Origin of the sequence: Nocardioides massiliensis, assembly GCF_030811215.1 — a bacterium.
Classification (GTDB): domain Bacteria; phylum Actinomycetota; class Actinomycetes; order Propionibacteriales; family Nocardioidaceae; genus Nocardioides_A; species Nocardioides_A massiliensis.
Window position 1 is genome coordinate 3,978,437 of the sequence record NZ_JAUSQM010000001.1, and the last position, 23,215, is coordinate 4,001,651.

A 23,215-nucleotide genomic window follows, 5' to 3' on the forward strand; every position below is an offset into this window, starting at 1 on the left:
TCAGCGCTCCAACCAGGCCCGGAAGGCGTCGGAGTTGTAGGGACGGCCGAGGAAGTCCTCGACCAGCTCCGCGGCGTCCTTGCTGCCGCCGGCGGCAAGCACGCGGTCGCGGTAGCGCGTGGCGACCTCGGTGTCGAAGAGGTCGGCGGGATCGAACGCGGAGAACAGGTCCTTCGCGATCACCAGCGACCACATGTAGGTGTAGTAGCCGCTCGTGTAGCCGACGAGGTGTCCGAAGCCGGTGTGGAAGTGCTGCTCGGGCAGGAGCCGGACGAGGGCGTACTCGTGCGACAGCTCGTGGACCCGCGTGTGCAGGTCGGCGGGCTGCTCCTCGTGGAGGCGGTAGGAGATGGCGGCGTACGACATCTGGGTGCGGGCCTGGTAGCCCTTGCCGAACTCGTCGGCCGCGCGCATCTTGGCGACCAGCCCGGCCGGGATCGGCTCACCGGCCTCGTTGGTCGCGAACGTCGCGAGCACGTCGGCGTCCCAGGCCCACTCCTCCAGCATCTGGCTGGGCGCCTCGACGAAGTCCCACTCGGTCGCGACGCCAGAGAACCGCACCCACGGGTGGCGACCGGCCAGGACGTGGTGCATGAGGTGGCCGAACTCGTGGAACAGCGTGACGACGTCGGAGTGCTCCATGAGCCCGCGCGGGAAGTTGCAGACCAGGACGCCCTCGGGCAGCTGCTGGCCGAGCACGCCGGGGACGAGGTCGAACTGCGCGGCGTGGTTGTACTTCCCCTCGCGCGGGTGCAGGTCGAGGTGGATCCGCCCGAGCGGGACGAGGTCGGCGTCGTCGTCACCGTCCGCGGCGGCGAGGCTCACGTCGTACGTCGTGACCTCCGGGTGCCAGGTGCCGGCGTCGGTGACCGGGGTGTAGACCAGGCCGAACAGCCGGCCGGTGACGTCGAGCAGGCCTTGGCGGACCTTGGCGAAGTCGAAGTAGGTCCGGACCTGCTGGGCGTCGACGTCGTACTGCTCGCGGCGGACGGTCTCCTCGTAGAACGCCAGCTGGGAGACGTCGATCTCGGTGATGCTCGGGTCGTCGGCCTGGGCGCGCTCGAGCAGCACGGCGAGGTCGCGACGCCCGGCCGGCTCGGCGTCGGCGGCGATGCGCTCGATGAACTCCGCGATCGCCTCGCCCGAGCCGATCATCTTCACCTCGGCGTCGAAGTCGGCCCAGCCGGAGTAGCCCAGCAGCGTGGCGTGCTCGTGGCGCAGCCGCAGCAGCTCGCCCAGGACGGTGTCGTTGTCGGGCCAGGCGATGCTGCGGAAGTTGGTAGCGACCTCGCGCCGGGCGGCGGCGTCGCGGGAGAACGTCAGGAACGGCAGCGTGTCGGGATACTCCGAGGTGATCGCGACCATGCCGTCGGCGTCGGCCGGGTGGGCGTCGCGCCAGTCCTGTGGGAGTCCCTCGAGCGCGGAGACGGGCACCATCGTCGTACGCCGTCCGTCGCGGATGTTGCGGGAGAACGTCTGGGCCAGCTCGGTCTCGCGCTCGGCGATCTCCTTGAGCCGCGCACGCGTGTCGGCGTCGCGGTCGACGCCGGCGCGCCGGAAGTCGCGCAGCGAGTGCTCGAGGACGCGCCGGCCACCGGCGTCGAAGAAGCTCGGGTCGAGCGAGGCGAGCTGGTCGAAGACCCGGGCGTCGAGCATCAGGTCGGTGCGGAACGCATCGATCGCGACCTCGGCCCGCTCGGCGGCCTCACGCAACCCGGCGTCGGGGTGGACCTGCGACAGCAGCGACGCGGCGGCCGCGGCGTTGCTGAGGGCGACGCCGACGTCGTTCCAGGTGCCGAGGATGGCCGGGTCGCCGGCGTCGTGGCCGACCAGCCGGTCGACGAACGCCTCGGCGCGCGCCACCTGCTGGGTGCAGCGATCGTCGAGGACCTGCTGCCATGCCGAGGCGTCGGCGTCGCCCGGGAGCTGCAGGGGGGTCAGGTCGGCGGAGGTGCTGGTCGTCTCGTCGCTGGTCACGGTTGCGAGGCTACCGACCCCGGGTCGCCGAGCCAGTGTTCGAGCGTCGCGCGGTCGGGGAGCTCCTCGGCCGACGGCTCCACGACCTTGCTGGTGCGGACGAAGCAGAACGCCGCACGCACCCGCGCAGGGTCGACGCCGGCGGTCTCGGCCCAGGCGAGGCGATAGAGCGCGAGCTGCAGCGGGTCGGAGGTCTCGGCGTGGCCGGTCTTCCAGTCGACGACGAGGTAGCCCGGACCGTCGGGATGGTCCTCGGCGTAGACCGCGTCGATCCGGCCGCGCACGACGCGTCCGGCGAGGACGAGGGAGAACGGCTGCTCGACGGCGACGGGGACGCGCTGAGCGAACGGTCCGCGCTCGAAGGCCTCGATCACCGCCGCCAGCTCGGCGTCGTCGCCGATGCCGAGGTCGGCGCGCCCGGGGAGGTCCTCGGGGTCGAGCAGCTGCTGCTGGCCGAACCGGCTCTCCACCCACGCGTGGAACCGGGTGCCGAAGCGTGCTGCGGCCGACGGCTTGCGGGGCATCGGGCGCGCCAGGTCGGCGGCGAGCTGCGCACCGTCGCCGCGCAGCCGGGACAAGGTCGTGGCCGACAGCGCGCGCGGCAGCTCGACCTCGACGATCGGCGCGCGGTCGCGCGCGGCTTCGTCGGCCAGCCGGGTCAGGTCGGCATCCCACTGCGCCACCACGGCCTGCTCGGTCAGATCGAGGTCGTGCTCGGGGTCTGGCGTGCCCGCCTCCCGCCGGGTGATCGCGGCGTGGACCAGCTCGGCGGCAGCGAGCCGGCGCTCGACCTCGGGGGTGTGGTCGGGGTGCGGCCACGCCACCGAGCGGTCGATGCCGTCGAGCGGGTTGACCTCGTCCTTCTCGGGGCGGTCGAGCCAGGCCTCCACCGGCTCCCCCCACGACTCCAGCGCCTCCTTGACGACCTTCTGATACGCCGACGGGCCGAGCGGCTTCTTGCGGCCCTCGGTCCAGCAGTGGGACGACACGACGAGCTGGTGGGCGGCACGGGTGAAGGCGACGTACCCCAGGCGCAGCTCCTCCTCCGCCTCGTGGGCGCGGGTGTCGTCACGCAGCGCGACGAGCCCCTTGCGGGTGAGCTCGCCGAGCGCCGGGAGGTCGCGGGCGTCGCCGCGCAGCTCGGTGGGCAGGACGGCCGGGCTGGTGGTCCACAGCGGCCGGGTGCGGTTGGTTGGGAAGCGCTCCTCGGCGACGCCGACGCAGAAGACGGTGTGCCACTCCAGACCCTTGGCGCGGTGGACCGTCAGCAGCTTGACCGAGTCGGCGTCGGTGGGTGTGGCGATGTCGAGGCCGGTGCCCATGTCGTCCTCGGCCTGCAGGTAGGCCAGCAGGGCGGGGAGGGTCACGTCACCGTCGACGGCCTGGAAGTCCGCGACCGCGCGCAGGAACAGGTCGAGGTTGTCGCGGCGGGCGGCTGCCGACGGGCTGGTGGAGGACGCGAGCTCGACGTCGATGCCGGTGACGTCGACGATGCGGCGCACCAGGTCGAGCAACGGCTCCCCGGCGTGGGCGCGCAGGTAGCGCAGCTCACCGGCCAGCAGCCCGAAGCGTTCGCGGGCCTCGGCGGAGTAGGAGAGCTCGCCCGGGTCGTCGAGCGCGTCGCACAGCGCCAGCACCTCGGTCGGGTCGGCGCCCGCCACGGCCTCGTCGAGCGCGGCGGCGAGGTCACGCTCGGAGGCGTCGGCGCGCCGGCGCAGGCTGAGCTCCTGCGCGCGCTTGCCCAGCAGCGCGAGGTCGCGGGGGCCGATCGCCCAGCGGGCGCCGCTGAGCAGCGCGAGCACGGCGGCGTTGGCGGTGACGTCGTGGAGCAGCTCGAGGGTCGCGACCACCTCGGCGACCTCGGGCAGGCGCAGCAGGCCCTGCAGACCGACGATCTCGACCGGGATGTCGGCGCGCGAGAGGTGGTCGAAGACGTCGGCCGCGGTGGCGTTGTCGCGCGTGAGGACGCCGATGCTGCTCCACCGGCGCGGCTTGTCGGGAGTGTCGGGAAGGGCGGCGTAGGCGGCGTGGACCTCGCCGGGCAGCCAGGCGAGCTCGGCGTCGTAGGTCTCGTGGACACATGCGCGGACCACACCCGGGCCGGCCTCGGGCTTCGGCTCGAGCGGGCGGACCTGGGGGTACTTCGCGTAGAGCGGCGCCGCCAGCCTGTTGGCCACCTCGAGGATGCGGGCCTCCGAGCGACGGTTGACGGTGAGGGCCAGCGCCGGGGCGTCGGTGCGGCCGTCGACGGTCGGGAAGTCCTCTCCGAAGTGCAGGATGTTGGACACCGAGGCGCCTCGCCAGCCGTAGATCGCCTGGTTGGGGTCGCCGACCGCGGTGACCGCGTGGCCGCGCCCGGCCTCCGGCGTCGGTCCGGAGAAGAGCCGGCTCAGCATCCGCGCCTGGGCCACGGAGGTGTCCTGGTATTCGTCGAGCAGCACCACGCGGAACCGGCCGCGCTGCTCCGCTCCGACGTCCGGATGCTCGGCCGCGAGCCGCGCGGCCCGCTCGACCTGGTCGGAGAAGTCGATGAGGCCCAGGTCGGCCTTGAGGCGGCGGTAGGAGGCGACCAGACCCAGGAGCTCCTGGCGGCGCTGGGTGGCGTTGAGTGCCTTCTTGAGGTCGTCCTGGGCGCGCTCGGTCTCCAGCGCGGCGAGCAGCCGGTCGACATGGGCGGCGTCGAAGTCGCGCAGCGCGTCGAGGGAGACCTGGTGCTCGCTCATGGCGCCGTCGAGGGCGAGCAGGTTGGTGATGACCGTCTCGGGGTGGTCGCTCAGCAACCGCACCGGGTGGGGGTAGCGCGCGATCGCGCGGGCGGCGAGCTGGTAGCGCGAGGCGTCGGCGAGCACCCGGCTGTCGGGCTCGTGGCCGATGCGCAGGCCGTGGTCGACCAGCAGCGAGGCGGCGTAGGCGTTGTAGGTCGACACCGTCGGCTCGAGCGGCTCCTCCCCCGGCTCCGGCGGCGTGGGGTCGGCGGCGCGCAGGGTGGCGCGGATGCGGTGGTCGAGCTCCGCGGTGGCCTTGGTCGTGAAGGTGAGCCCGAGGATCTCGTCGGGGCGGACCTGGCCGGTGAGGACGAGGTAGGCGACCCGGGCGGCCATCACCGCGGTCTTGCCCGAACCGGCACCGGCGACGATCACAGCCGGGCTGAGCGGCGCGGTGATCGCGGCGAACTGCTGGTCGGAGAACGTGAAGTCGGCACCGGTCGCCAGCCGGAGGTCCTCCGGGGACTCGATGGCGCGGTGGGCCAGCACGGTCACGACAGCACCGTCCCGGCGCCGGTGGCGGGGCACATCCGGATGAAGGCGCAGTGGTCGCACGCCTTGCTCGGGCGGGCGGGGAACTCCTCGGAGCGCACCCGCTCGACGGCCTGGACCAGCTGGCGCTCGACGGCGCGGGTGCCGTCGTCGTCGGGCTGCTGGGGTGGCAGGCCCTGGACCTTGACCTGTCCCCGGGTCTCCTTGCGCAGCTGCACGAGCTCGGCGACGCCGACCCGGGCGTCGGGGTGGAGGTCGTCGACGGCGCCGTGCTCGACGGCGAGCTGGTAGAGCCCGAGCTGGGGATGCTCGTCGACCTCGGCCTGGGTGGGCGGGTTCTTCGAGGTCTTGAGGTCGACGACCACGACGCGACCCTCGGCGTCGAGCTCGATGCGGTCGGCGAAGCCGCGCAACGTGACCGTGCCGCCACCGGGCAGGTCGACCGTTGCGCTGAGGCTCCGCTCGGTGGCGAGCAGCGTGCGCTCGCCGCCCATCCGGTGGTGCCAGTCGAGGAACCGCTGCAGCGCCGCGCGCACCTCCTCCCGCTCGCGCGCACCCGACCACGGGGTGCGGAACGGGATCCGGCTCCAGACCGCGTCGACGTGGGGCATCAGGTCGTCGGCGGAGCGCAGGGGCGAGCCGTCGGCGGTGGTGATCTCGTTGCGCGCGACCTGGTCGGCCAGCGCGTGCACCAGGTTGCCGAAGCCCTGGGCCTGCGAGCTCAGGCTCGCTCCCCCGGCCTCTCGCTCGAGGAACCAGCGCGCCGGACAGGTGAGCAGCGCGTCGAGGGCGCTGGCGCTGAGCGCGACCGGCTGCTCGGCCGGGCGCACCGGGACGTCGGCGCGGGTGCGCGCACGGGTGCCCCACCACCGGCCGGGGTGGGCTGCAGGGGCGAGCGGGCGGCCACCGACCTCGGTGGTGGTGAGCTGGGCCAGCCGGTCGGCGGCCGCGGCGCGCAGACCCGGCGAGGTCTCCGGGTCGGCGACCCGGCGGCGCAGCTCGGCGACGATACCGTCGAGGGACAGCGGGCGCCGGGGGCGGCCGACGACGTGCTCGATCTCGACGCCGAGCTCGGTCAGGAAGCGGCTGGGCTGCTCGCCGTCGTCGTCGGGCGACTTCACGGCGGTGACGACGAGGCGCTGGCGGGCGCGGGTGCAGCCGACGTAGAAGAGCCGGCGCTCTTCTGCGAGCAGGGTGCGGACCCCGACCGGCGGGAGCAGACCGTCGCGCGAGAGCCGGTCGGCGCCGAGCAGGGTGGCGCGCCGACGCAGGTCGGGCCAGCCCTCCTCCTGGACGTGGGCGAGCACGACCAGGCGCCACTCGAGGCCCTTGCTGCGGTGGGCCGTGAGCAGCCGTACGGCGTCGCCGCGCACGCCACGCTCGGCGAGGGTGTCGGCGGGGAACTCCTGGGCGGCGAGGGTCGCGAGGAACGTCTCGGCACTGGTGTGGCCACCCTGCTCCTCGCCGCGCGCGGCCGTCTCGAAGAAGGCGCAGAGCGCGTCGAGGTCGCGGTGGGCGTTGCGGGCCGCTGCACCGCCGGCGTCGACGCCCGCGCGCAGCCGCGCCGGCCAGCGGGTGCCGTCCCACAGCTCCCAGAGCACCTGCTCGGCCGTGCCGGTGGCGAGCAGCGCCCGGGCCCGCTCGACCAGGACGCCGAAGCTGCGGACCCGTTCGATGACCGGGCCCTCGAGCCCGTCGAGGAAGGCGGGGTCGACGACGGCGACGCGCACGAGCTGGTCGGAGGAGTGCGGCGCACGCCCGTCGTCGGCCGCTTGCACGAGGTCACGGGCGCGCAGGGCGCGGGCGAGCACGCGCAGGTCGGTGGCGTCGAGACCGACGAGCGGCGACAGCAGCACGCCACGGGCACGCTCGGCGTCGACGTAGTCACGGTGCTCGGCGTCGTCGAGGTGGCCGTGGACCACCACCCGCAGCGCGTCGAGCAGCGGCAGCACCGCGGGGTCGTGGACGAGCGGGGTGTCGTCGGCGGCAATCTCGACCGGCACCGACGCAGCGGCCAGGGCGCGCCGCAGGCCCGGCAGGGTCGCGCGTCCCGAGCGCGCCAGCACGGCCATCTCCCCCCACGGGATGCCGTCCTCGAGGTGGGCGCGGCGCAGCAGGTCGGCGATGTGCTCGGTCTCGGCTCGGACGGTGTCGAACGTGGCGACGGTGACCCGGCCCTCGCCGTACGCCCCGGGCTGGGCGACGGGGTTGCGGAACGCGTCGAAGGTGCCGGGGTCGATGGCACCCCGGGTGCCGATGCCGGCGGCGATCCGGCGCGACGCAACGGCCAGCCGCGGGCCGAATCGGCGGGTGTGGCGCAGCGCGACCACCGGGGCGGGCGCACCGGTGATCGTGCGGAAGCTGTCGGGGAACTCGAGGATGCCGCGGACGTCGGCGCCGCGGAACGCGTAGATCGACTGGTCGGGGTCGCCGACGGCCACCAGGTCGCGGCCGTCGCCGGCGAGCGCTCGGAGCAGGCCGACTTGGGCGGGGTCGGTGTCTTGGTATTCGTCGACGAAGACGTAGCGGTAGCGGGCACGCAGCTCCTCGCGCAGCCCGGTGACCGGATCCTCGGCGAGGGCGACCGCCTGGGCGATGATGCCGGGGTAGTCGAGGAGGTTCTGGGCCTCGAGGATCTCGTCGTACTGCGCCAGGAAGTGCGCCGCAGCGACCAGCTCCGGGCGTCCCTCGGCCTCCCCGAGCGCCCGCAGCCCCTCGACGCCGAGCCCCTTCTCCTGGGCGCGCGCGAGGACGGCCGCGACCTCACGGGCGAACCCCCGCGTGCCGCGCGCCTCCTTGAGCTCCTCGGGCCAGCGCACTGCCTCGGCCGTGCCGGCGAGCAGCTCGCGCACGACGACGTCCTGCTCGGGTGCGGTCAGCAGCCGCGGCGGGGCGGCGTACAGCTCCGGCGGGGTGGCCTGGCGCACGAGGCTGTAGGCGAAGGAGTGGAAGGTCGCCGCGAGCGGGGTGCTGAGGGTGCGGCCCAGTCGCGCGGTGATGCGGTCGCGCAGCTCCTGGGCGGCCTTGCGGCTGAACGTGAGCACCAGCACCGACGCCGGGTCGGCGCCCCGGGTCTGGATGCGGTCGACGACCGCCTCGACCAGCGTCGTGGTCTTGCCCGTGCCGGGCCCCGCCAGCACCAGCAGCGGACCGCCCGGGTGCGCCACGACCGCCTGCTGGTCGGCGTCGAGCACGGGTGCGACGCCCGGCGTGACCGGCGGGACGACGAGGCGGTGGCGGGACATGGGTTCATGCAAGCAGACGCCTCCGACACCGGCTCGGCAGCAGGTCCGTCGGCGGCGCGGACGAGCCGGACGCCCCCGCCACGCAAGCCCCAGGCGTCACACTGCCGACGCGTTCTTGCGCGACACGCCGGCTGGAACGTGTCGGGAGCGCCGAAGTCGCCACATCTGTGGCGAATTGGCGCCCCCTCACCCCACGGGGCGCTCGTTGTAGACCCCGGCGAGCTCCTGGCCGGAGAGGGCGGCGATGGCGGCCATGATCGCGTCGGTGGCCTCGCGGCGGGCGCGGCCGCGGGCGACGCCGTCGAAGGCGCCGCGGAAGTCGAGGGGCTCGCCGAAGGCGATCTCGATGGGGACGACGCGCGGCAGCCGGGCGCCGACGGGTTGGAGCTCCTCGGTGCCGCGCAGGCCGACGGGCACGACGGGGACGCCGGCGCCGAGGGCGAGCTCGGCGACCCCGGTGCGGCCCCGGTAGAGCCGGCCGTCGCGCGAGCGGGTGCCCTCGGGGTAGATGCCGAACGCTCCCCCGGAGTCGAGAACGCCGCGCGCGATCTCGAGGCTGGTGAGCGCCGCGCGCGGGTCGTCGCGGTCGATCGGCAGCATGCCCAGCGCCTCGAACCACGCCTTCGACACGCGGCCCTTCACCCCGGCGCCGGTGAAGTACTCCGACTTCGCGAGGAACGACACCCGCCGCGGGACGACGATCGGGATGACGACGCTGTCGGCGAAGCTGAGGTGGTTGCTGGCGAGGATCACGCCCCCGGTGGCGGGCACGTGCTCGAGGCCGCGGACGCGCGGTCGCCACACCGCGCGGGCCGCGGGCGGGACGACCCGGTGCAGGGTCTCGTAGAGCACGCTCACGCGCCGCAACCTACCGAGCGCCGGCGTCCTCGGGCGCCTCGGGCCACCAGCCGCACCGGCGCAGGTCGACCTTGCCCGACGCCAGCAGCGGCGTGCCCTCCTCGCGGTAGCGCGCCCGGGCCTCCAGGCCGTGGCTCGGCGGCAGCGACCCGTCCGCCCGCACGACCCGCCACCACGCGACACTGCCGCCCCACTGCGCCAGCACCGCACCGACCCGCCGCGGGCCGCCCCAGCCCACGGCCGAGGCCAGGGCGCCGTACGACGTGGCGTGCCCGGGCGGGACCTGCTCGACCAGCGCGAGCACCTGCTCGACGTACGCCTCCGGATCGGGGCCTGGTGCGGTCACGGCCCCAGGCTAGAGACGCCCGGGGCCGTGACCGAGATCAGGGCAGGAGCGGCTTGAACGGCTCGGTGCCGTCGACCAGGCTCAGCCCGGCGATGCCGGAGTGCTGCTTGGCGAACGCGAGCTCGCGCGACAGGTCGCCCACGCCGTTGCTGGCCGGGAGCGGTGCGAGCGCGAGGGTCGACAGGGTGCCGAGGGCGCGGCCCTGGCCGTCGACGAACGCGCTGCCGGAGTCACCAGGGACGCCCGGGGTGAGCGTGTAGACCGAGTGGGTCCAACCGCCGCCGCTGGTGCCGAGGCTCAGGCCGATCTTCGGCGACAGCAGCGTGATGCCGGCGCGCAGGCTGGAGTTGCCGTAGGAGTAGACGCGGTCGGTGGGCCGCGTGCCGGTGGTGTTGATGCCGGTGGGTCCGCCGAAGAACGGGATCGACGGGTTCACCTTGCCGAGGTCGTCGGCGTCGACCTTCACCAGCGCGAAGTCGTTGTAGGCGCACGTGTTGGCGTCGGTGGTGCCGGCCTCGTCCATGGCCAGCCAGGAGGAGTACGCCAGCGTGCCCTCGCCGAGGACCGTGCCCGGGAACAGCAGGTTGCCGCCCTTGACGAACTCGACCCGCGTGCCGAGCGGCAGCGAACCCGCCTGGCACCCGTCGGTGTCGGTCGCGGCACCGGTGCCCGCGCAGTGGGCGGCGTACCCGACGTAGACGTTGTCGGCGGCGTCGCTGAAGACGAAGTTGCCCGTGCACTGGCCGCCGCCGGTGTACATCTGCACGCCGGGGTGGATCGTGGCGTCGCCGGCGGGCGCCCACTGCGGGGCGGCCGTCGCGGAGCCGGCGGAGGCGAGAACCGCAGCCCCGGCGAGAGCGGTCGCCGCGAGGGCGGCGAGCGTGGTGCGGACGCCGCGACGACTGCGGCGGGAGGGTCGGACGATCATGGAGGGTGGCCTTCCGAGTCGGCATGTGAGCGCTGTCACTCCTGCCAACGAAGGCGACCCGGTGGGGTTACGCGCGAGTAGCCCGTCCGGACTACCCGCGCCTCACCCGTTCGGTCAGCCCAGCAGTCAATCAGTCCAGCGGTCAGTACGCCGGCTGGGCCGGGTCGATCTGGCTGACCCAGGCCGCCACGCCACCGCCGACGTGCACGGCGTCGGAGTAGCCCGCGCCCTTGAGGATCGCCAGCACCTCGGCCGAGCGCACACCGGTCTTGCAGTGCAGCACGACCGGCTTGTCGCCGCTCCCGGCGCCGAGCTCACCGAGGGTCCCCAGGGCGTTGCCGTTGAGGAACTCGCCCTTCGGCACCAGGACGGCGCCCGGGATGTGGTTGATCTCGGCCTCGTTGGGCTCGCGCACGTCGATGAGCACGAAGTCGCGCTCGCCCTTCTCCCGCTCGCCGAGCATCTCCTCGAGCTGCTTGACCGAGATGGTCGACCCGGCCGCGGCGTCGGCGGCCTCGGTCGAGACGGCCCCGCAGAAGACGTCGTAGTCGATGAGGCCGGTGACGGTGGGGTTCTCCCCGCACAGCGCGCAGTTGGGGTCCTTGCGGACCTTGAGCTTGCGGTACTCCATCTCCAGCGCGTCGTAGATCATCAGCTTGCCGACCAGCGGGTCGCCGATGCCGGTCAGCAGCTTGATCGCCTCGGTGCCCTGGATGGCGCCGATGGACGCCGGCAGCACACCCAGTACGCCGCCCTCGGCGCAGGAGGGGACCATCCCCGGCGGCGGCGGCTCGGGGTAGAGGCAGCGGTAGCACGGCGCGTCGGCGCTGGCGCCGTCCTCGGTGGTCGCGTGCGGCCAGAAGACCGACGCCTGACCGTCGAAACGGTAGATCGAGCCCCAGACGTAGGGGATCTGGAGGAAGTACGCCGCGTCGTTGACCATGTAGCGGGTGGCGAAGTTGTCCGTGCCGTCGACGATGAGGTCGTAGCCGCGGAAGACGTCGAAGACGTTGTCGTTGTCGAGCCGCTCCTGGTGGAGCACGACGTCGATCAGCGGGTTGATGCCGTTGATCTTGTCGCGGGCCGACTCCGCCTTCGGGCGACCGATGTCGGACTGGGTGTGGATCACCTGGCGCTGCAGGTTGGACTCGTCGACCTCGTCGAACTCGACGATGCCGATCGTGCCGACCCCGGCCGCGGCCAGGTAGAGCAGCGCAGGGCTGCCGAGACCGCCGGCGCCGATCACCAGCACCTTGGAGTTCTTCAGCCGCTTCTGCCCCGCCATCCCGACGTCGGGGATGATCAGGTGCCGGCTGTAGCGGCGTACCTCGTCGACGCTGAGCTCAGCGGCGGGCTCGACCAACGGGGCGAAGGACACGGGTTCTCCTCGGACTCGGGCGACACGATCAACAGGCGAGCGACGTCGCCGTGGGGCGAGGCGTCGTGCAGGGTGAACCACCCCGGCGTACGCATTGTTCCTCGTCGGTCCCCGCACGCCGGGACAGGTGCCGCCCCGACCGCTACCCGGGAGTAGTCTGCCGCCGTGACCAGCGAGCCGACCAGCGAGAACGACGTACGTGTGGAGCGCCCCCGGGGCGGTCGCCTGCCCCGCGGCGAGCGCCGGGCGCAGCTGCTCGAGTCGGCGCTCGAGGTCTTCGTCGCCCAGGGCTTCCACGCCGCCGCGATGGACGACATCGCCGAGCGTGCGGGTGTCTCCAAGCCGGTGCTCTACCAGCACTTCCCGGGCAAGCTCGACCTCTACCTCGCCCTGCTGGCCCAGTCGTGCGACACGATCATCGACGCCACCCGCGCGGCGCTGACCTCGACGCAGGACAACAAGCAGCGGGTGCAGGCCGCAATCGACGTCTTCTACGACTACGTCGCCGACGACAAGGGCGGCTTCCGGCTCGTCTTCGAGTCCGACCTCACCAACGAGGCCGCCGTGCGCGCCCAGGTCGACCGGGTCACCAACGAGTGCGCGCAGGCGATCGCCTCGGTCATCCACGAGGACACCGGCCTCAGCGACGAGCAGTCCCAGCTCCTCGCGGTGTCGCTGGTCGGGATGGCGCAGGTCAGTGCGCGGTTCTGGCTCGCCGAGGGCACCGACATCACCCGGCAGGAGGCCGCCGACCTCGTCGCGTCGCTCGCGTGGCGCGGGATCGGCGGTTATCCGCGGTCCGGCGAGGCCGGCGCTGGGGACGTCTCCTAGGCTGAGGGGCATGGAGGTCAAGATCGGCGTGCAGAACGCCCCCCGGGAGCTGGTACTCGACATCGACACCTCGCAGGAGGAGTTCGAGAAGACGGTCACCGCGGCAGTGCAGTCCGACTCGGTCCTCCCGCTGACCGACACCAAGGGCCGCCGCGTCCTGGTGCCGGCGTCGAAGATCGCGTACGTCGAGATCGGCCGCGAGGTCACCGGCGCGGTGGGGTTCCACCTCTGACGCGCTCGAGCCGCTCGCGCTCCTGACCCGGCGTCAGCTGTCGAGGCCGAGGTCCGCCATGCGCTGGGCGTGCCGCTCGGTGAGCCGGGCGAACATCCGCCCGACCGCGGCCAGGTCCATGCCCGGCCGGTCGACGCCGCCGGACAGCAGCGCCACCAGCGCGTCCCGCTCAGCAGCGACCCGCTGGGCCTGGGTGAGCGCCTCCCCCATCAGCCGCCGGCCCCACAGCGCCAGCCGCCCGCCGAGACGCGGGTCGGCCGCGATCGCGGTCGTGACGCGGTCGACGACGAACTCGGCGTGGCCCGTGTCACGCAGCGTGTCGATGATCAGCTCGCGGGTGTCGACGTCGAGGAACGCCGCGATCTCACGGTAGAAGTCGGTCGCCAGCGCGTCGCCCACGAACGCCTTGACCAGGCCCTCCCACCAGTCGCGCGGCTTGGTGTGGGCGTGGAACGCCTCGAGCGGAGCCTTGAAGGGCGCCATCGCCTCGTCGGGGTCGGCGCCCAGCTCGCCCAGCCGCTCGCGCAGCCGCGTCACGTTGTTGACCTCGCGCGCGGCGAGCGTGGCGACGGCGACCTTGTCGGCGATCGACGGCGCCATCGCGGCGTCCTCGGCCAACCGCTCGAATGCCGACAGCTGGCCGTAGCCGATCGCGCCGAGCAGGTCGACCACCGCGGCGAGATACTGCGGGTCGGCGAAGGCCTCCGGCATCGCTGCGGATGCTCCCGACGCGGCTCCCGACGCGGCTGCTGACGCTGCTGGCTCCATGGCCGTCACCCTATCCGTGCGGGTTTCGCGCCTGCGGGCGATAGACTCACCCTCAGGACGATGTCTCCCGCCGCTGTGCGCCGAGGCTCGCGGTGCCGCTCACGGCGTACGCGAGGCGCCTGCAGGTTCGCTGGCGGTGAGGTGTCGACGTCGTCCCGTACGCATCGCGGTGACCCGGACCAGGGCCGCCGTACGTCCGGAGTAACCCACAGAGAACAGGCAAGATCCTGACCACCTTCCGAGAGCTCGGGGTGCACCCCGAGATCGCCGACGCCCTTGAGCGCGCCGGCATCGTGACCCCCTTCCCGATCCAGGAGATGACGCTGTCGGTGGCCCTGCAGGGCACCGACCTCATCGGCCAAGCCCGCACGGGCACCGGCAAGACGTTGGCCTTCGGCATCCCGCTGCTGCAGCGCACCGTGCCGCCGACGAGCCCGGCGTACGCCGACCACCCCACCCCCGGCAAGCCGCAGGCGCTCATCGTGGCGCCGACGCGTGAGCTGGCGCTGCAGGTCTCCAACGACATGTCCGTGGCGTCGAAGGACTTCGGCAGCCGCGTCCTGACGGTCTATGGCGGCGTCGGCTACGAGCCGCAGCTGGACGCGCTGGAGGCCGGCGTCGACGTCGTCGTCGGCACCCCGGGCCGGCTGCTCGACCTGGCCAACCGCGGCGCGCTCGACCTGAGCCACGTGCAGGCCGTCGTGCTCGACGAGGCCGACGAGATGCTCGACCTGGGCTTCCTGCCCGACGTGGAGCGGCTGCTGGCCAAGACCCCCAGCTCGCGTCAGACGATGCTGTTCTCGGCGACCATGCCGTCAGCCATCGTGGCGCTCGCGCGCACCCACATGCGCCACCCGATGAACATCCGCGCCGAGTCGAGCACCGACAACCAGACGGTGCCGGCGACCGCGCAGTTCATCTACCAGGCCCACGACCTCGACAAGACCGAGATCATCGGCCGGCTGCTGCAGTCGGAGGGCGCGGACAAGTTCATCGTCTTCTGCCGCACGAAGCGCCAGGCGCAGCGCGTCGCCGACGACCTCGCCGAGCGTGGCTTCCCGAGCAGCCCGCTGCACGGTGACATGCAGCAGACCGCGCGGGAGCGGGCGCTGGCGAAGTTCCGCGAGGACAAGCTGAAGGTGCTCGTCGCCACCGACGTGGCCGCCCGCGGCATCGACGTCAGCGGCGTCTCGCACGTCGTCAACTACACCTGCCCCGAGGACGAGAAGACCTACGTGCACCGCATCGGTCGCACCGGTCGCGCCGGCGCCACGGGCACCGCGATCACCTTCGTCGACTGGGCGGACCTCGCCCGGTGGAAGATGATCAACAAGGCGCTCGACCTGCCGTTCGACGAGCCGGTCGAGACCTACTCCACCTCCGAGCACCTCTTCACCGACCAGGGCATCCCCGCCGGCACCAAGGGCCGGGTCGTGCCCGAGACCCCGCCGGAGCCGAAGGCCCGGCGCGAGGGTGGACGCGACGGGGGACACTCTGGTGGATCCGGCGGCGCCGGTGGCTCCGGCGACCAGCCGCGGCGCAGCCGCAACCGGAGCCGCTCGCGCACCCGCAGCGGCCAGCCGGTCGAGGGCGAAGGCGCGTCCACCGCGTCGCAGGGCGAGGCGCACGGCGGCGACGCCGCTGCTTCGAGCGCTGCGTCGTCGAACGGGGCCGAGGGCTCCGGTGCCCCCCGGCGTCGGCGTCGGCGTCGCTCCGGTGGCGGGGAGTCCGCCCCGCAGGAGAGCGCTGCCGCCAGCGAGTGACCTGCAGCTGATCTGCCCACGCCGCCCCGGAGCCGACCGCTCCGGGGCGGCGTACTTTGTAGACGTTCTTGCGCGACACGCCGACTGGAACGCCTACACAGAGCACAATTCGCTACACGTGTAGCGAATCAGCGACCGAGCGTCAGCTGGTGACGACGACCGGGGTGCCGAGGCGGGCGAAGCGCCACAGCGCCTTGGCATCGGGGGTGGCCTGGCGGATGCAGCCGCTGGAGAGCGCGGTGCCCAGCTCGGCGCGGGTCTGGACCCGGCGGCCCTGGTGCATGGGGATGTCGTGGAAGCCGATCGCGGCCCGCTTGCCGCGGGCGAAGCGCACCATCCAGCGCATGGTGCCGGCGTCGTCGATGGCGGTGGCGCGCTCCGAGCGCGACCAGACCTCGTAGGTGCCGGGCTGGAGGTTGTCGAGCGTGCTGCCCGACACCAGGTAGGTCCGCAGCACGCGCGAGTCGGCGCCTGCTCCCCCGGCGACGAGCCAGACCCGCTGGCGCTCGGCGTCGAAGACCACGCGCCGCCCACGACCGCTGGCGGCCGGCAGGGTGGTGTCGTCGCGTAGCGCCTGCCGCTCGGCCTCGCTGCGGGCCGCCACCTCCTCGGGCGTCGGCTCCGGCACCGTCCGGCGTACGGCCTCGGCGATCACGGCGGCGCTGCGCTCGGGCCCCTCGGCGTACGCCGCCTCCCCGCCCCCGGACGGACCGAGCCCGACCCCGGCGCCGATCGTCACCACGGTGATCGCGGCTGCGCTGAGGACGGCGAGCGAGCGGCCCCAACGGACCCGCGTCGCGCGAGCCGTCCGCTCCGCGCGGTGCCGACCAGCTGCTCTGGCCATCAGCGCGCGGCGGCCCGACGGACGAGGTTCTCGGCGACGGCCCGGTAGGCCTCGGCGCCGCGGTGCTTGCGCGTCGTCGCGAGGATCGAGCGGCCGGCGGCGGGTGCCTCGGCGAACCGGATCGACTTGGGGATCGGCGGCTCGATCACGTCGAGCTCGTAGGTCTCCGAGATCGTCTCCAGCACCGTGCGCGCGTGGTTGGTGCGCCCGTCGTACAACGTCGGCAGCACGCCCTCGACCCGCAACGCGCGGTTGGTGTAGCGGCGTACGTCGTGGACGGTGTCGAGCAGCTGACCGACACCGCGGTGCGACAGCGTCTCGCACTGCAGCGGGATCAGGACAGAGTCGGCGGCCGTCAGCGCGGCGACCGTGAGGACACCGAGCGACGGCGGGCAGTCCAGCAGCACCCAGTCGTAGTCGGGCACGTCCTCGAGCATCATCCGGACGACGTGCTCGCGTCCGGTGCGGGTGAGCAGGTCGGCCTCGGCGCGCGCCAGCTCGATCGTCGCCGGCAGCAGGTCGACACCGTCGTCGGTGCTGATCAGGACGTCGGCCGCCGCCTTGCCCTGGGTCAGGACGTGGTGGACCGAGAGCTCGAGGTCCTCGGGGTCGATGCCGAGGGAGAACGTCAGGCACGCCTGCGGGTCGAGGTCGACGAGCAGCACGCGGTGCCCGGCCTCGGCCAGCGCCGCGCCGAGCGAGGCGACCGTGGTCGTCTTGGCGACGCCGCCCTTCTGGTTGGCGACGGCGAGGATGCGGGAGGGAGCGTTCATTTGGGCCTCATTGTGCCCCACGGGCGCCCGCCGCGCCGGTGATGTCGACCATGCGATAGTGCCGCCATGAACGCCCCCGCGCGCACCGCCGTCGTCACCGGCCCCACCTCGGGGATCGGGCTCGAGTTCGCCCGGCAGCTGGCTTCGTCGTACGACGTCCTCGTGCTCGTCGCCCGCTCGGCGGACCGGCTCGAGGAGCTGGCGGGCGAGCTGCGGGCCGCCCACGGGGTCGAGGTCGAGGTGGTCGTCGCCGACCTCGCTCGGCGTGCGGACGTCGACCGGGTCGCCGACCGGCTGCGCGACCCCGAGCGACCGGTGCACCTGCTGGTCAACAACGCCGGCTTCGGGCTCAAGCAGCCGCTGCTGGCCAACGACCTCGAGACCGAGCAGGAGATGCTCGACGTCCTCGTCACCGCGGTCCTGCGCCTGACCCACGCCGCTCTCGGCGCGATGGTGCAGCGCGGCGACGGCGCGGTCGTCAACGTGTCCAGCGTGGCGGGCTACCTGCCGCGCGGGACGTACGGCGCGGCGAAGGCGTGGGTGACCAGCTTCAGCGAGTGGGCCGACCTGACCTACCGCGAGTCCGGCGTGCGGGTGATGGCGCTGTGCCCGGGCTTCACCAAGACCGAGTTCCACGGCCGCATGGGCGTCGAGCGCTCCTCCGCGCCGGGGTTCTTGTGGCTCGAGCCCGAGGCGCTCGTGCGCGACGCGCTGCGCGACCTCGAGCGCGGCCGTCGGGTGTCGGTGCCGGGTGCGGCCTACAAGGTGATCGTCACGGCGCAGCGCTACATCCCGCGCGGGCTCCTGAGCGGGTTCCAGAAGCTCGGTCGGCGCTGACCCCAGGCGTCACACCCGCACCACTCGTCGTACGAAACCGGGCGTCGAGGGCGTCAGCTTCGTTCGACGAGCGGGCGTGTCGTTAGTCGGGCGGTGAAACTGCCCCCGATTCTCAGGCCACCGAGGGGGTGCGGCGGCCGGAGGCGCGGGAGGCGTCGGCGGCAGCGGCGAGCAGCCGCTCGTACTGCTCGGGATGGGTGGTGTGGCAGCCGAGGTCGTGGTCGATCTTCCCGGTGCCGTGATGGTCGCTGGAGCCGGTGAAGACGAGGTCGAGCTCGTGCGCGAGGGCGCGCAGGGTCTCGCGGTCCTCAGGGCGGTGGTCCTGGTGGTCGACCTCGATGCCGGTCAGGCCGTGGGCAGCGAGGCGCGCGATCGTCTCCGGGTCGAGGTGGCGCCGTCCGCCGCGGCCCCAGGGGTGGGCCAGGACGCTCACACCGCCGGCCTCGCGGATGAGCGTGATCATGTCCTCCAGCGGGGTGGCGTAGCGGCGCACGTAGGCCGGGCCGGAGGGACCGAGGTAGCGGGCGAAGGCCTGGTCGCGGTCGTCGACCACCCCGGCGCGCACCAGCGCGTCGGCGACGTGGGGTCGCCCGCTCGCGGCGGCGTCGCCGGACACCGCATGGACGTCGTCCTCGACGATCTCGATGCCGAGACCTTGCAGCTTGGCGACGATCTGGGGCATCCGGCCGTCGCGCCCGTCGAGGATGCGCGTCAGCTCCGTGGCGAGCCCGGGGTGGGTGGGGTCGGGGAGGTAGCCGAGCAGGTGGACGCCGCGGTTGCCCAAACGGCAGCTGACCTCCATGCCGGGCACGAGGCGTACGCCGTGCTCGACCGCTGCCGCCGCGGCCTCGTCCCAGCCCTCGGCGGTGTCGTGGTCGGTGAGCGCGACGACGTCGAGGCCCGCGGCTGCCGCCTGCGCGATCAGCTGCGCGGGCGGGCTGGTGCCGTCGGAGCGGGAGCTGTGGGTGTGGAGGTCGATCCTCACGCGCGCCTCACCCCGCACCTCACCATGCGGGCGGGCTCCCGCCGAAGGTCATCTCGACCAGCTGCGGGCCCAGGCGCCCGACGTCGGCGAGGATCCAGTCGTCGCGCAGCAGCAGCGCCGCCGACGCCGGCCGCAGCACCAGCCACAGCCACCGCCCGCCGGCCTCACCGGCGAAGACCGAGCGGTCGAACTCGACGTCGTTGGCACTGGTCGAGACCGCCCAGAGCGCGACGCTGAAGGTGTCGATGCGCACGCGCACGGCCGGCGGCCCGGCGCCGACCTCCTCACCCGGGTCGTCGTGGTGGGTGCCGGCGACGCGGCGACCCAGACCGGTGCCGGGTTCCTCGGCGACCACCATCACCTCGACGACACCGTCCAGGTCGGTCGTGCCGACACAGGTCGTCACCGTCGCGCGCACCCCCGCCGGACCCGGGTCGACCACGCACCCGAAGTCGGTGACGGTCCACCCCGGACCGAGCGGCCACGGCAGGTAGGTCGGGAAGTCCGGGCTGCGGTCGAGGTGCTCGACGAAGGCGTCGTACGACGACTCCACCGGGCGCCACAGCGGCGGCATCACCCCGTGGTCGGGGCAGCTCCACTCCCCCGCCACGAGCGTGCCGCCCTCCGGGGCGGGGGCGGGGCAGCGGGGGCAACCGGCCGTGAGCGTCACAGCAGGAGGGTAGCCGTGGGCGCCGGCGTCACGCCTGAGCTGCGGCGTCGGGACCGGGCCAGTTCTTGTCGGGCTGCGGGACGGGGCGGCCGGGCTGCTCGCCGCCGCGGGCCTCGAGGTAGTTCTCCTTCGGCACCATCACCTTGCGGCGGAAGATGCACACGACCTTGCCGTCCTGGTTGTAGCCGATGGTCTCGACGTGCACGACGCCCCGGTCGTCCTTCGAGGTGCTCTCCCACTTGTCGAGCACCCGGGTCTCGCCGTAGAGCGTGTCACCGTGGAAGGTCGGCGCGACGTGGCGCAGCGACTCGATCTCCAGGTTGGCGATCGCCTTGCCCGAGATGTCCGGGACGCTCATGCCCAGCAGGATCGAGTAGACGTAGTTGCCGACCACGACGTTCTTGCCGAACTGCGTGGTCTCCTCGGCGTAGTTGGCGTCGAGGTGCAGCGGGTGGTGGTTCATCGTGAGCAGGCAGAACAGGTGGTCGTCGTACTCGGTGACGGTCTTGCCGGGCCAGTGCTTGTAGGTCGCTCCGACCTCGAACTCCTCGTAGCTACGACCGAACTGCATGTGCGCCACTCCTGTCCTGGTGAGCGCCGGCGCGTCCATTACCGGCGGGTACGGCGCCATCATGCCAACCGCCGGCGCCCCCGCTCAGGGGGACACCGGCGATTGAGATCCGCGTGAGTCGACCGTCGGGCTCAGGACCCGCCACCACCGGCCTTGCGTCGGTGCATCTTCGGGGCGCCGCCGACCACCTCGGGTCCGTGCGTCTTGTCGGTGGCGCCGGCCGGGTGCGGCACGCCCCGGTCGTTGCCCTGCTTGCGCGCCAGCGCCTCGCGCATCTTCGCCTTCACGTCCTGCGGTGCGCCCTCGTCCGGTCCCGTCATCGGGTGCTCCTCTCGTCGTGCCTCTCGACGCTGCCTCGGACCCCCACCATGGCAGCGGGCGGGCTCCGGGTCGAGTGATTAAGCGCGGGTGCGTTCACTAGGGTGGCGGTCATGGCATCCCCCCGCGGCCCGCTCGGTTCCCTGCGCGCGCTGGCCCTCGCGGCCGTGCTCGTCCTCGCCGGCACGGCCTGTGGTGGCGACGGCGGCAGCGACGACGGGAGCGACACTCCGCGCGCCGAGAGCAGCGCCGGCGAGCCGGCCGAGAGTCCCAGCAGTCCCAGCTCCTTGGGGATCAGCGACGCCCCCGAGCCGGAGGACCCCTGCGTCACCGACGCACCCGGGAGCGACCAGGCGTCCGGCGTCGGGTTCGCCCTGACGCCCCCGGACGGCTGGAGCGACGTCAGCGACCAGCTCACCGCGGCGCTCACGGGTGGCAACGTCAGCGGCATCGCCTGGGCCGACCGCGCCGGCGCGAGCGGCGGCTTCGCCGACAACCTCAACGTCATCGTCACCGAGGACTCCGGCGTGGAGGACATCGGGCAGCTGCGCGACCAGTTCTCCACCGAGCTGCGCCAGGTCGCCAGCGACGTGGAGCCGCGCGAGGACGTCGAGGTCGCCTGCGAGATCGGCCTGCGCCAGACCGCGACCACCACCCAGCAGGGCCGCGACCTCGTCTACGACCAGGTCGTCACGGCGCGCGAGGGCACGACGTACCTCCTCACGATGACGTACGCCGCCGAGACCCCCGCTCGGGTGCGGCAGGCGATCCTGCAGGGCCTGCTCGGGTCGTGGAAGTGGCTCGTCGATGAGTGAGGTCGACGTCGACGACGTCGGCGTCACTGTCCCGCGCCACCTCGCGGAGCCCCTCGACATCGAGTTCGACGGCGCGCGCGTCTGGTCCTTCAACCCCGCGCGCGACGGCACCCCCGACGGACGCACCGTCCGCGTGCAGTGGCCGCGCTCGCTCGCCGACCGCCTGCGCGGCACGGCGGCCGTGCGCCTGGTCCCCCACAACGGTGGCGAGGTCCTGCTCGAGCGCACCATCGCCTTCGCCGGGGTGAGCGAGCCACTGTCGCTGGTCGACCACGAGGGCAACCCGCTGTCGGTCGACAAGACCGGCAAGCTGCAGCGCACCTTCGACCGCATCGGTGAGGAGTCGCGCCGGCACCTGGTCGAGGCCACCAAGCGGGTGCTCGACGACCTGCGCGACGTGTGCGACATGGACGCCTACCTCGCGTACGGCGCCTTGCTGGGCGCGCGCCGCGACGGCCGGATGATCGGTCACGACTCCGACACCGACGTCGCCTACCTCAGCAAGTTCACGCACCCCTTCGACATCGTGCGCGAGTGCCGGGCGGCCGAGGAGCAGATGCGCCGACGCGGCTGGTCGGTGGCGCGCATGTCGGCGGCCAACTTCAAGGTCTGGGTGTCACTGCCCAACGGCGCCAAGGCCGGCGTCGACGTGTTCGGCTCCTTCTACATCGGCGACCACTTCCACCTCACCGGCTCGCTGCGCGGCCGTCTCCCCCGCGAGGCCGTCGTCCCGTTCGGCACGATCGCGCTCGAGGGCGTGGAGATGCCGGCGCCCGCCGACGTCGACGCCTTCCTCGCCTACACCTACGGCCCGGGCTGGCGGGTGCCCGACCCGGCGTTCCACTTCGACCACCCGCCCGAGAACGTCACCAGGATGACCAGCTGGTGGCGCGGCACGCGGCGCGGCCTGGCGCACTGGCAGAACTTCTACGCGGGCGGCAACGGGCCGAAGGTCCCCACCACACCGTCGTCGTTCGCCCGCTGGGCGCAGGAGCGGCTCGTCGCCGACGGTCTGGCCGAGGGCACGCTCGTCGACGTCGGCTCCGGCAACGGCCGCGACGCGGTCTTCTTCGCCAAGCGCGGCTACGACGTACGCGCCTACGACTACTCCTCCAAGGGACGCCTGCTCGCGCGCCAGCTCGCGCGGCGCAAGGGCGTCACCATCAACCAGACCGACTTCTCGGCCGGCTCGCCGCGTGACGTGCTGATCCGCGGCGCCCAGCTGGCGCGGCTGCCCGGGCCGGTCCACGTCTATGCCCGCGGGCTGCTCGACAACCTCCCGCCCGACAGCCGGCCGTACCTGTGGCGGCTGTGCCGCCTGGCGCAGCGGCGTGGCGGGTGGTTGTTCTTGGAGTTCCGCACCCCCGAGTCCCGCGGCGAGCCCAAGCACTTCGGGCCGCGGCGACGCTTCTACCCCGTGCCCGCCCGGGTGCGGGCCGAGATCGAACGCCACGGCGGCACCGTCGTCGAGGTCGTCACCGGGCGCGACCTGGCGCCACTGGGTGACGAGAACCCCCATGTCTGCAGGATGATCGTGAGGTGGCACTGATGGCAGCCAACGCCAAGAGCTCGACGGCCCGCTCGCTGGCCGGCCGCGTGAAGGGGCGCGTGCAGCGCCGCCTCAGTGGCCCGTCGACGGCCGATCTGCTGCGCCGCATCGAGCGGCTCGAGGAGTCCGTCGAGGAGAATCGCCGGCTCAACCAACGCCTGTCGGAGGTGCTCGACGTGATGGTCGAGGTGCTGGTGCCGGCCGTCGACCGCGACGAGGAGCGGCTCAGCCAGCTCCTCGCCACGATCGACAGCACCCGCTAGGGAGCCG

At 73.2% G+C, this 23,215-nt stretch carries 21 protein-coding genes; 7 read left to right on the forward strand and 14 right to left on the reverse strand.

Going from position 1 to position 23,215, the window contains the following annotated elements; all coding sequences use genetic code 11:
- The 7 genes from J2S59_RS19615 to moeZ all read right to left on the reverse strand — a co-directional run bounded on the left by J2S59_RS19615 (position 1) and on the right by moeZ (position 11,989).
- On the reverse strand, positions 1-1,977 hold the full coding sequence (locus J2S59_RS19615) for a M3 family metallopeptidase (RefSeq protein WP_246360300.1): 1,977 nt from the start codon (positions 1,975-1,977) through the stop codon (positions 1-3).
- Positions 1,974-5,237: an ATP-dependent helicase gene (locus tag J2S59_RS19620; RefSeq protein ID WP_246360299.1), complete on the reverse strand. Its 3,264-nt coding sequence runs from the start codon at positions 5,235-5,237 to the stop codon at positions 1,974-1,976. The genes J2S59_RS19615 and J2S59_RS19620 overlap by 4 nt, the downstream gene beginning before the upstream one ends.
- On the reverse strand, positions 5,234-8,479 hold the full coding sequence (locus J2S59_RS19625; protein ID WP_306825424.1) for an ATP-dependent helicase: 3,246 nt from the start codon (positions 8,477-8,479) through the stop codon (positions 5,234-5,236). Before J2S59_RS19625 ends, J2S59_RS19620 begins: the two co-directional genes overlap by 4 nt.
- Before the next feature lie 186 nt (positions 8,480-8,665).
- A complete protein-coding gene (locus J2S59_RS19630) occupies positions 8,666-9,337 on the reverse strand; it encodes a lysophospholipid acyltransferase family protein (protein WP_246360673.1) in 672 nt (223 codons plus the stop codon).
- A 10-nt stretch (positions 9,338-9,347) separates the two neighbouring features.
- Positions 9,348-9,683, reverse strand: coding sequence for an MGMT family protein (locus J2S59_RS19635; RefSeq protein ID WP_068125201.1), 336 nt, complete (start codon positions 9,681-9,683; stop codon positions 9,348-9,350).
- A gap of 37 nt (positions 9,684-9,720) precedes the next feature.
- Positions 9,721-10,611: a S1 family serine peptidase gene (locus J2S59_RS19640; protein WP_306825425.1), complete on the reverse strand. Its 891-nt coding sequence runs from the start codon at positions 10,609-10,611 to the stop codon at positions 9,721-9,723.
- A gap of 142 nt (positions 10,612-10,753) precedes the next feature.
- The gene (gene moeZ / locus J2S59_RS19645) at positions 10,754-11,989 is read right to left on the reverse strand and encodes an adenylyltransferase/sulfurtransferase MoeZ (RefSeq protein WP_068117199.1); all 1,236 of its coding nucleotides are present in this window, start codon (positions 11,987-11,989) and stop codon (positions 10,754-10,756) included.
- A 165-nt stretch (positions 11,990-12,154) separates the two neighbouring features.
- Between moeZ and J2S59_RS19650 the strand changes: the two genes are divergently transcribed.
- The gene (locus J2S59_RS19650) at positions 12,155-12,820 is read left to right on the forward strand and encodes a TetR/AcrR family transcriptional regulator (protein ID WP_246360104.1); all 666 of its coding nucleotides are present in this window, start codon (positions 12,155-12,157) and stop codon (positions 12,818-12,820) included.
- Positions 12,821-12,830: 10 nt separating this feature from the next.
- Positions 12,831-13,052 (forward strand): DUF3107 domain-containing protein, encoded by a 222-nt coding sequence (locus tag J2S59_RS19655; protein WP_068117201.1) that lies wholly within the window; start codon positions 12,831-12,833, stop codon positions 13,050-13,052.
- A gap of 33 nt (positions 13,053-13,085) precedes the next feature.
- On the opposite strand, the gene J2S59_RS19660 is transcribed toward J2S59_RS19655, so the two are convergent.
- Positions 13,086-13,820: a ferritin-like fold-containing protein gene (locus J2S59_RS19660; RefSeq protein WP_068117204.1), complete on the reverse strand. Its 735-nt coding sequence runs from the start codon at positions 13,818-13,820 to the stop codon at positions 13,086-13,088.
- Between the two features lie 251 nt (positions 13,821-14,071).
- Between J2S59_RS19660 and J2S59_RS19665 the strand changes: the two genes are divergently transcribed.
- Positions 14,072-15,583 (forward strand): DEAD/DEAH box helicase, encoded by a 1,512-nt coding sequence (locus J2S59_RS19665; RefSeq protein ID WP_370871525.1) that lies wholly within the window; start codon positions 14,072-14,074, stop codon positions 15,581-15,583.
- A 142-nt stretch (positions 15,584-15,725) separates the two neighbouring features.
- Here the strand turns inward: J2S59_RS19665 and J2S59_RS19670 are convergent, their stop codons facing one another.
- Positions 15,726-16,427, reverse strand: a complete 702-nt coding sequence (locus J2S59_RS19670; protein WP_068121302.1) for a L,D-transpeptidase — start codon at positions 16,425-16,427, stop codon at positions 15,726-15,728.
- On the reverse strand, positions 16,427-17,200 hold the full coding sequence (locus tag J2S59_RS19675; protein WP_068121299.1) for a ParA family protein: 774 nt from the start codon (positions 17,198-17,200) through the stop codon (positions 16,427-16,429). The genes J2S59_RS19670 and J2S59_RS19675 overlap by 1 nt, the downstream gene beginning before the upstream one ends.
- Before the next feature lie 66 nt (positions 17,201-17,266).
- Here J2S59_RS19675 and J2S59_RS19680 point away from each other — a divergent pair, with 66 nt between their 5' ends.
- On the forward strand, positions 17,267-18,037 hold the full coding sequence (locus J2S59_RS19680) for an SDR family NAD(P)-dependent oxidoreductase (RefSeq protein ID WP_306825426.1): 771 nt from the start codon (positions 17,267-17,269) through the stop codon (positions 18,035-18,037).
- Positions 18,038-18,149: 112 nt separating this feature from the next.
- Here J2S59_RS19680 and J2S59_RS19685 read toward each other — a convergent pair whose 3' ends face one another.
- From J2S59_RS19685 to J2S59_RS19700, 4 genes are all read right to left on the reverse strand, one after another.
- Entirely contained in the window at positions 18,150-19,022 is an 873-nt protein-coding gene (locus J2S59_RS19685; protein WP_068121840.1) for a PHP domain-containing protein, read from the reverse strand.
- A 19-nt stretch (positions 19,023-19,041) separates the two neighbouring features.
- Positions 19,042-19,692 (reverse strand): DUF6758 family protein, encoded by a 651-nt coding sequence (locus J2S59_RS19690; protein WP_306825427.1) that lies wholly within the window; start codon positions 19,690-19,692, stop codon positions 19,042-19,044.
- A 28-nt stretch (positions 19,693-19,720) separates the two neighbouring features.
- Positions 19,721-20,263, reverse strand: a complete 543-nt coding sequence (locus J2S59_RS19695; RefSeq protein ID WP_068122417.1) for a MaoC family dehydratase — start codon at positions 20,261-20,263, stop codon at positions 19,721-19,723.
- Positions 20,264-20,394: 131 nt separating this feature from the next.
- Positions 20,395-20,583 carry a DUF5302 domain-containing protein gene (locus J2S59_RS19700; RefSeq protein WP_068116758.1) on the reverse strand — a complete coding sequence of 63 codons (189 nt, stop codon included), beginning with the start codon at positions 20,581-20,583 and terminating at the stop codon, positions 20,395-20,397.
- 111 nt (positions 20,584-20,694) lie between these two features.
- On the opposite strand from J2S59_RS19700, the gene J2S59_RS19705 reads away from it, so the two are divergent.
- Genes J2S59_RS19705 through J2S59_RS19715 form a run of 3 tightly spaced genes read left to right on the forward strand, consistent with a single transcriptional unit; the run spans position 20,695 to position 23,208 of the window.
- Complete coding sequence (locus J2S59_RS19705) at positions 20,695-21,396, forward strand: hypothetical protein (protein ID WP_181641467.1); 702 nt, start codon at positions 20,695-20,697, stop codon at positions 21,394-21,396.
- Positions 21,389-22,945, forward strand: coding sequence for a class I SAM-dependent methyltransferase (locus J2S59_RS19710; protein WP_068116762.1), 1,557 nt, complete (start codon positions 21,389-21,391; stop codon positions 22,943-22,945). Before J2S59_RS19705 ends, J2S59_RS19710 begins: the two co-directional genes overlap by 8 nt.
- Positions 22,945-23,208, forward strand: a complete 264-nt coding sequence (locus tag J2S59_RS19715) for a DUF6752 domain-containing protein (RefSeq protein WP_181641468.1) — start codon at positions 22,945-22,947, stop codon at positions 23,206-23,208. The genes J2S59_RS19710 and J2S59_RS19715 overlap by 1 nt, the downstream gene beginning before the upstream one ends.
- The last annotated feature ends 7 nt before the right edge of the window (positions 23,209-23,215 follow it).

What these genes read in the sequence shown, in the direction of transcription:
- J2S59_RS19625 (WP_306825424.1), bottom strand. Translation starts at nt 8,479, where the DNA reads ATGTCCCGCCACCGCCTCGTCGTCCCGCCGGTCACGCCGGGCGTCGCA.
- J2S59_RS19640 (WP_306825425.1), bottom strand. Translation starts at nt 10,611, where the DNA reads ATGATCGTCCGACCCTCCCGCCGCAGTCGTCGCGGCGTCCGCACCACG.
- J2S59_RS19655 (WP_068117201.1), top strand. Translation starts at nt 12,831, where the DNA reads ATGGAGGTCAAGATCGGCGTGCAGAACGCCCCCCGGGAGCTGGTACTC.
- J2S59_RS19660 (WP_068117204.1), bottom strand. Translation starts at nt 13,820, where the DNA reads ATGGAGCCAGCAGCGTCAGCAGCCGCGTCGGGAGCCGCGTCGGGAGCA.
- J2S59_RS19670 (WP_068121302.1), bottom strand. Translation starts at nt 16,427, where the DNA reads ATGGCCAGAGCAGCTGGTCGGCACCGCGCGGAGCGGACGGCTCGCGCG.
- J2S59_RS19675 (WP_068121299.1), bottom strand. Translation starts at nt 17,200, where the DNA reads ATGAACGCTCCCTCCCGCATCCTCGCCGTCGCCAACCAGAAGGGCGGC.
- J2S59_RS19680 (WP_306825426.1), top strand. Translation starts at nt 17,267, where the DNA reads ATGAACGCCCCCGCGCGCACCGCCGTCGTCACCGGCCCCACCTCGGGG.
- J2S59_RS19695 (WP_068122417.1), bottom strand. Translation starts at nt 20,263, where the DNA reads ATGCAGTTCGGTCGTAGCTACGAGGAGTTCGAGGTCGGAGCGACCTAC.
- J2S59_RS19700 (WP_068116758.1), bottom strand. Translation starts at nt 20,583, where the DNA reads ATGACGGGACCGGACGAGGGCGCACCGCAGGACGTGAAGGCGAAGATG.
- J2S59_RS19705 (WP_181641467.1), top strand. Translation starts at nt 20,695, where the DNA reads ATGGCATCCCCCCGCGGCCCGCTCGGTTCCCTGCGCGCGCTGGCCCTC.
- J2S59_RS19710 (WP_068116762.1), top strand. Translation starts at nt 21,389, where the DNA reads ATGAGTGAGGTCGACGTCGACGACGTCGGCGTCACTGTCCCGCGCCAC.
- J2S59_RS19715 (WP_181641468.1), top strand. Translation starts at nt 22,945, where the DNA reads ATGGCAGCCAACGCCAAGAGCTCGACGGCCCGCTCGCTGGCCGGCCGC.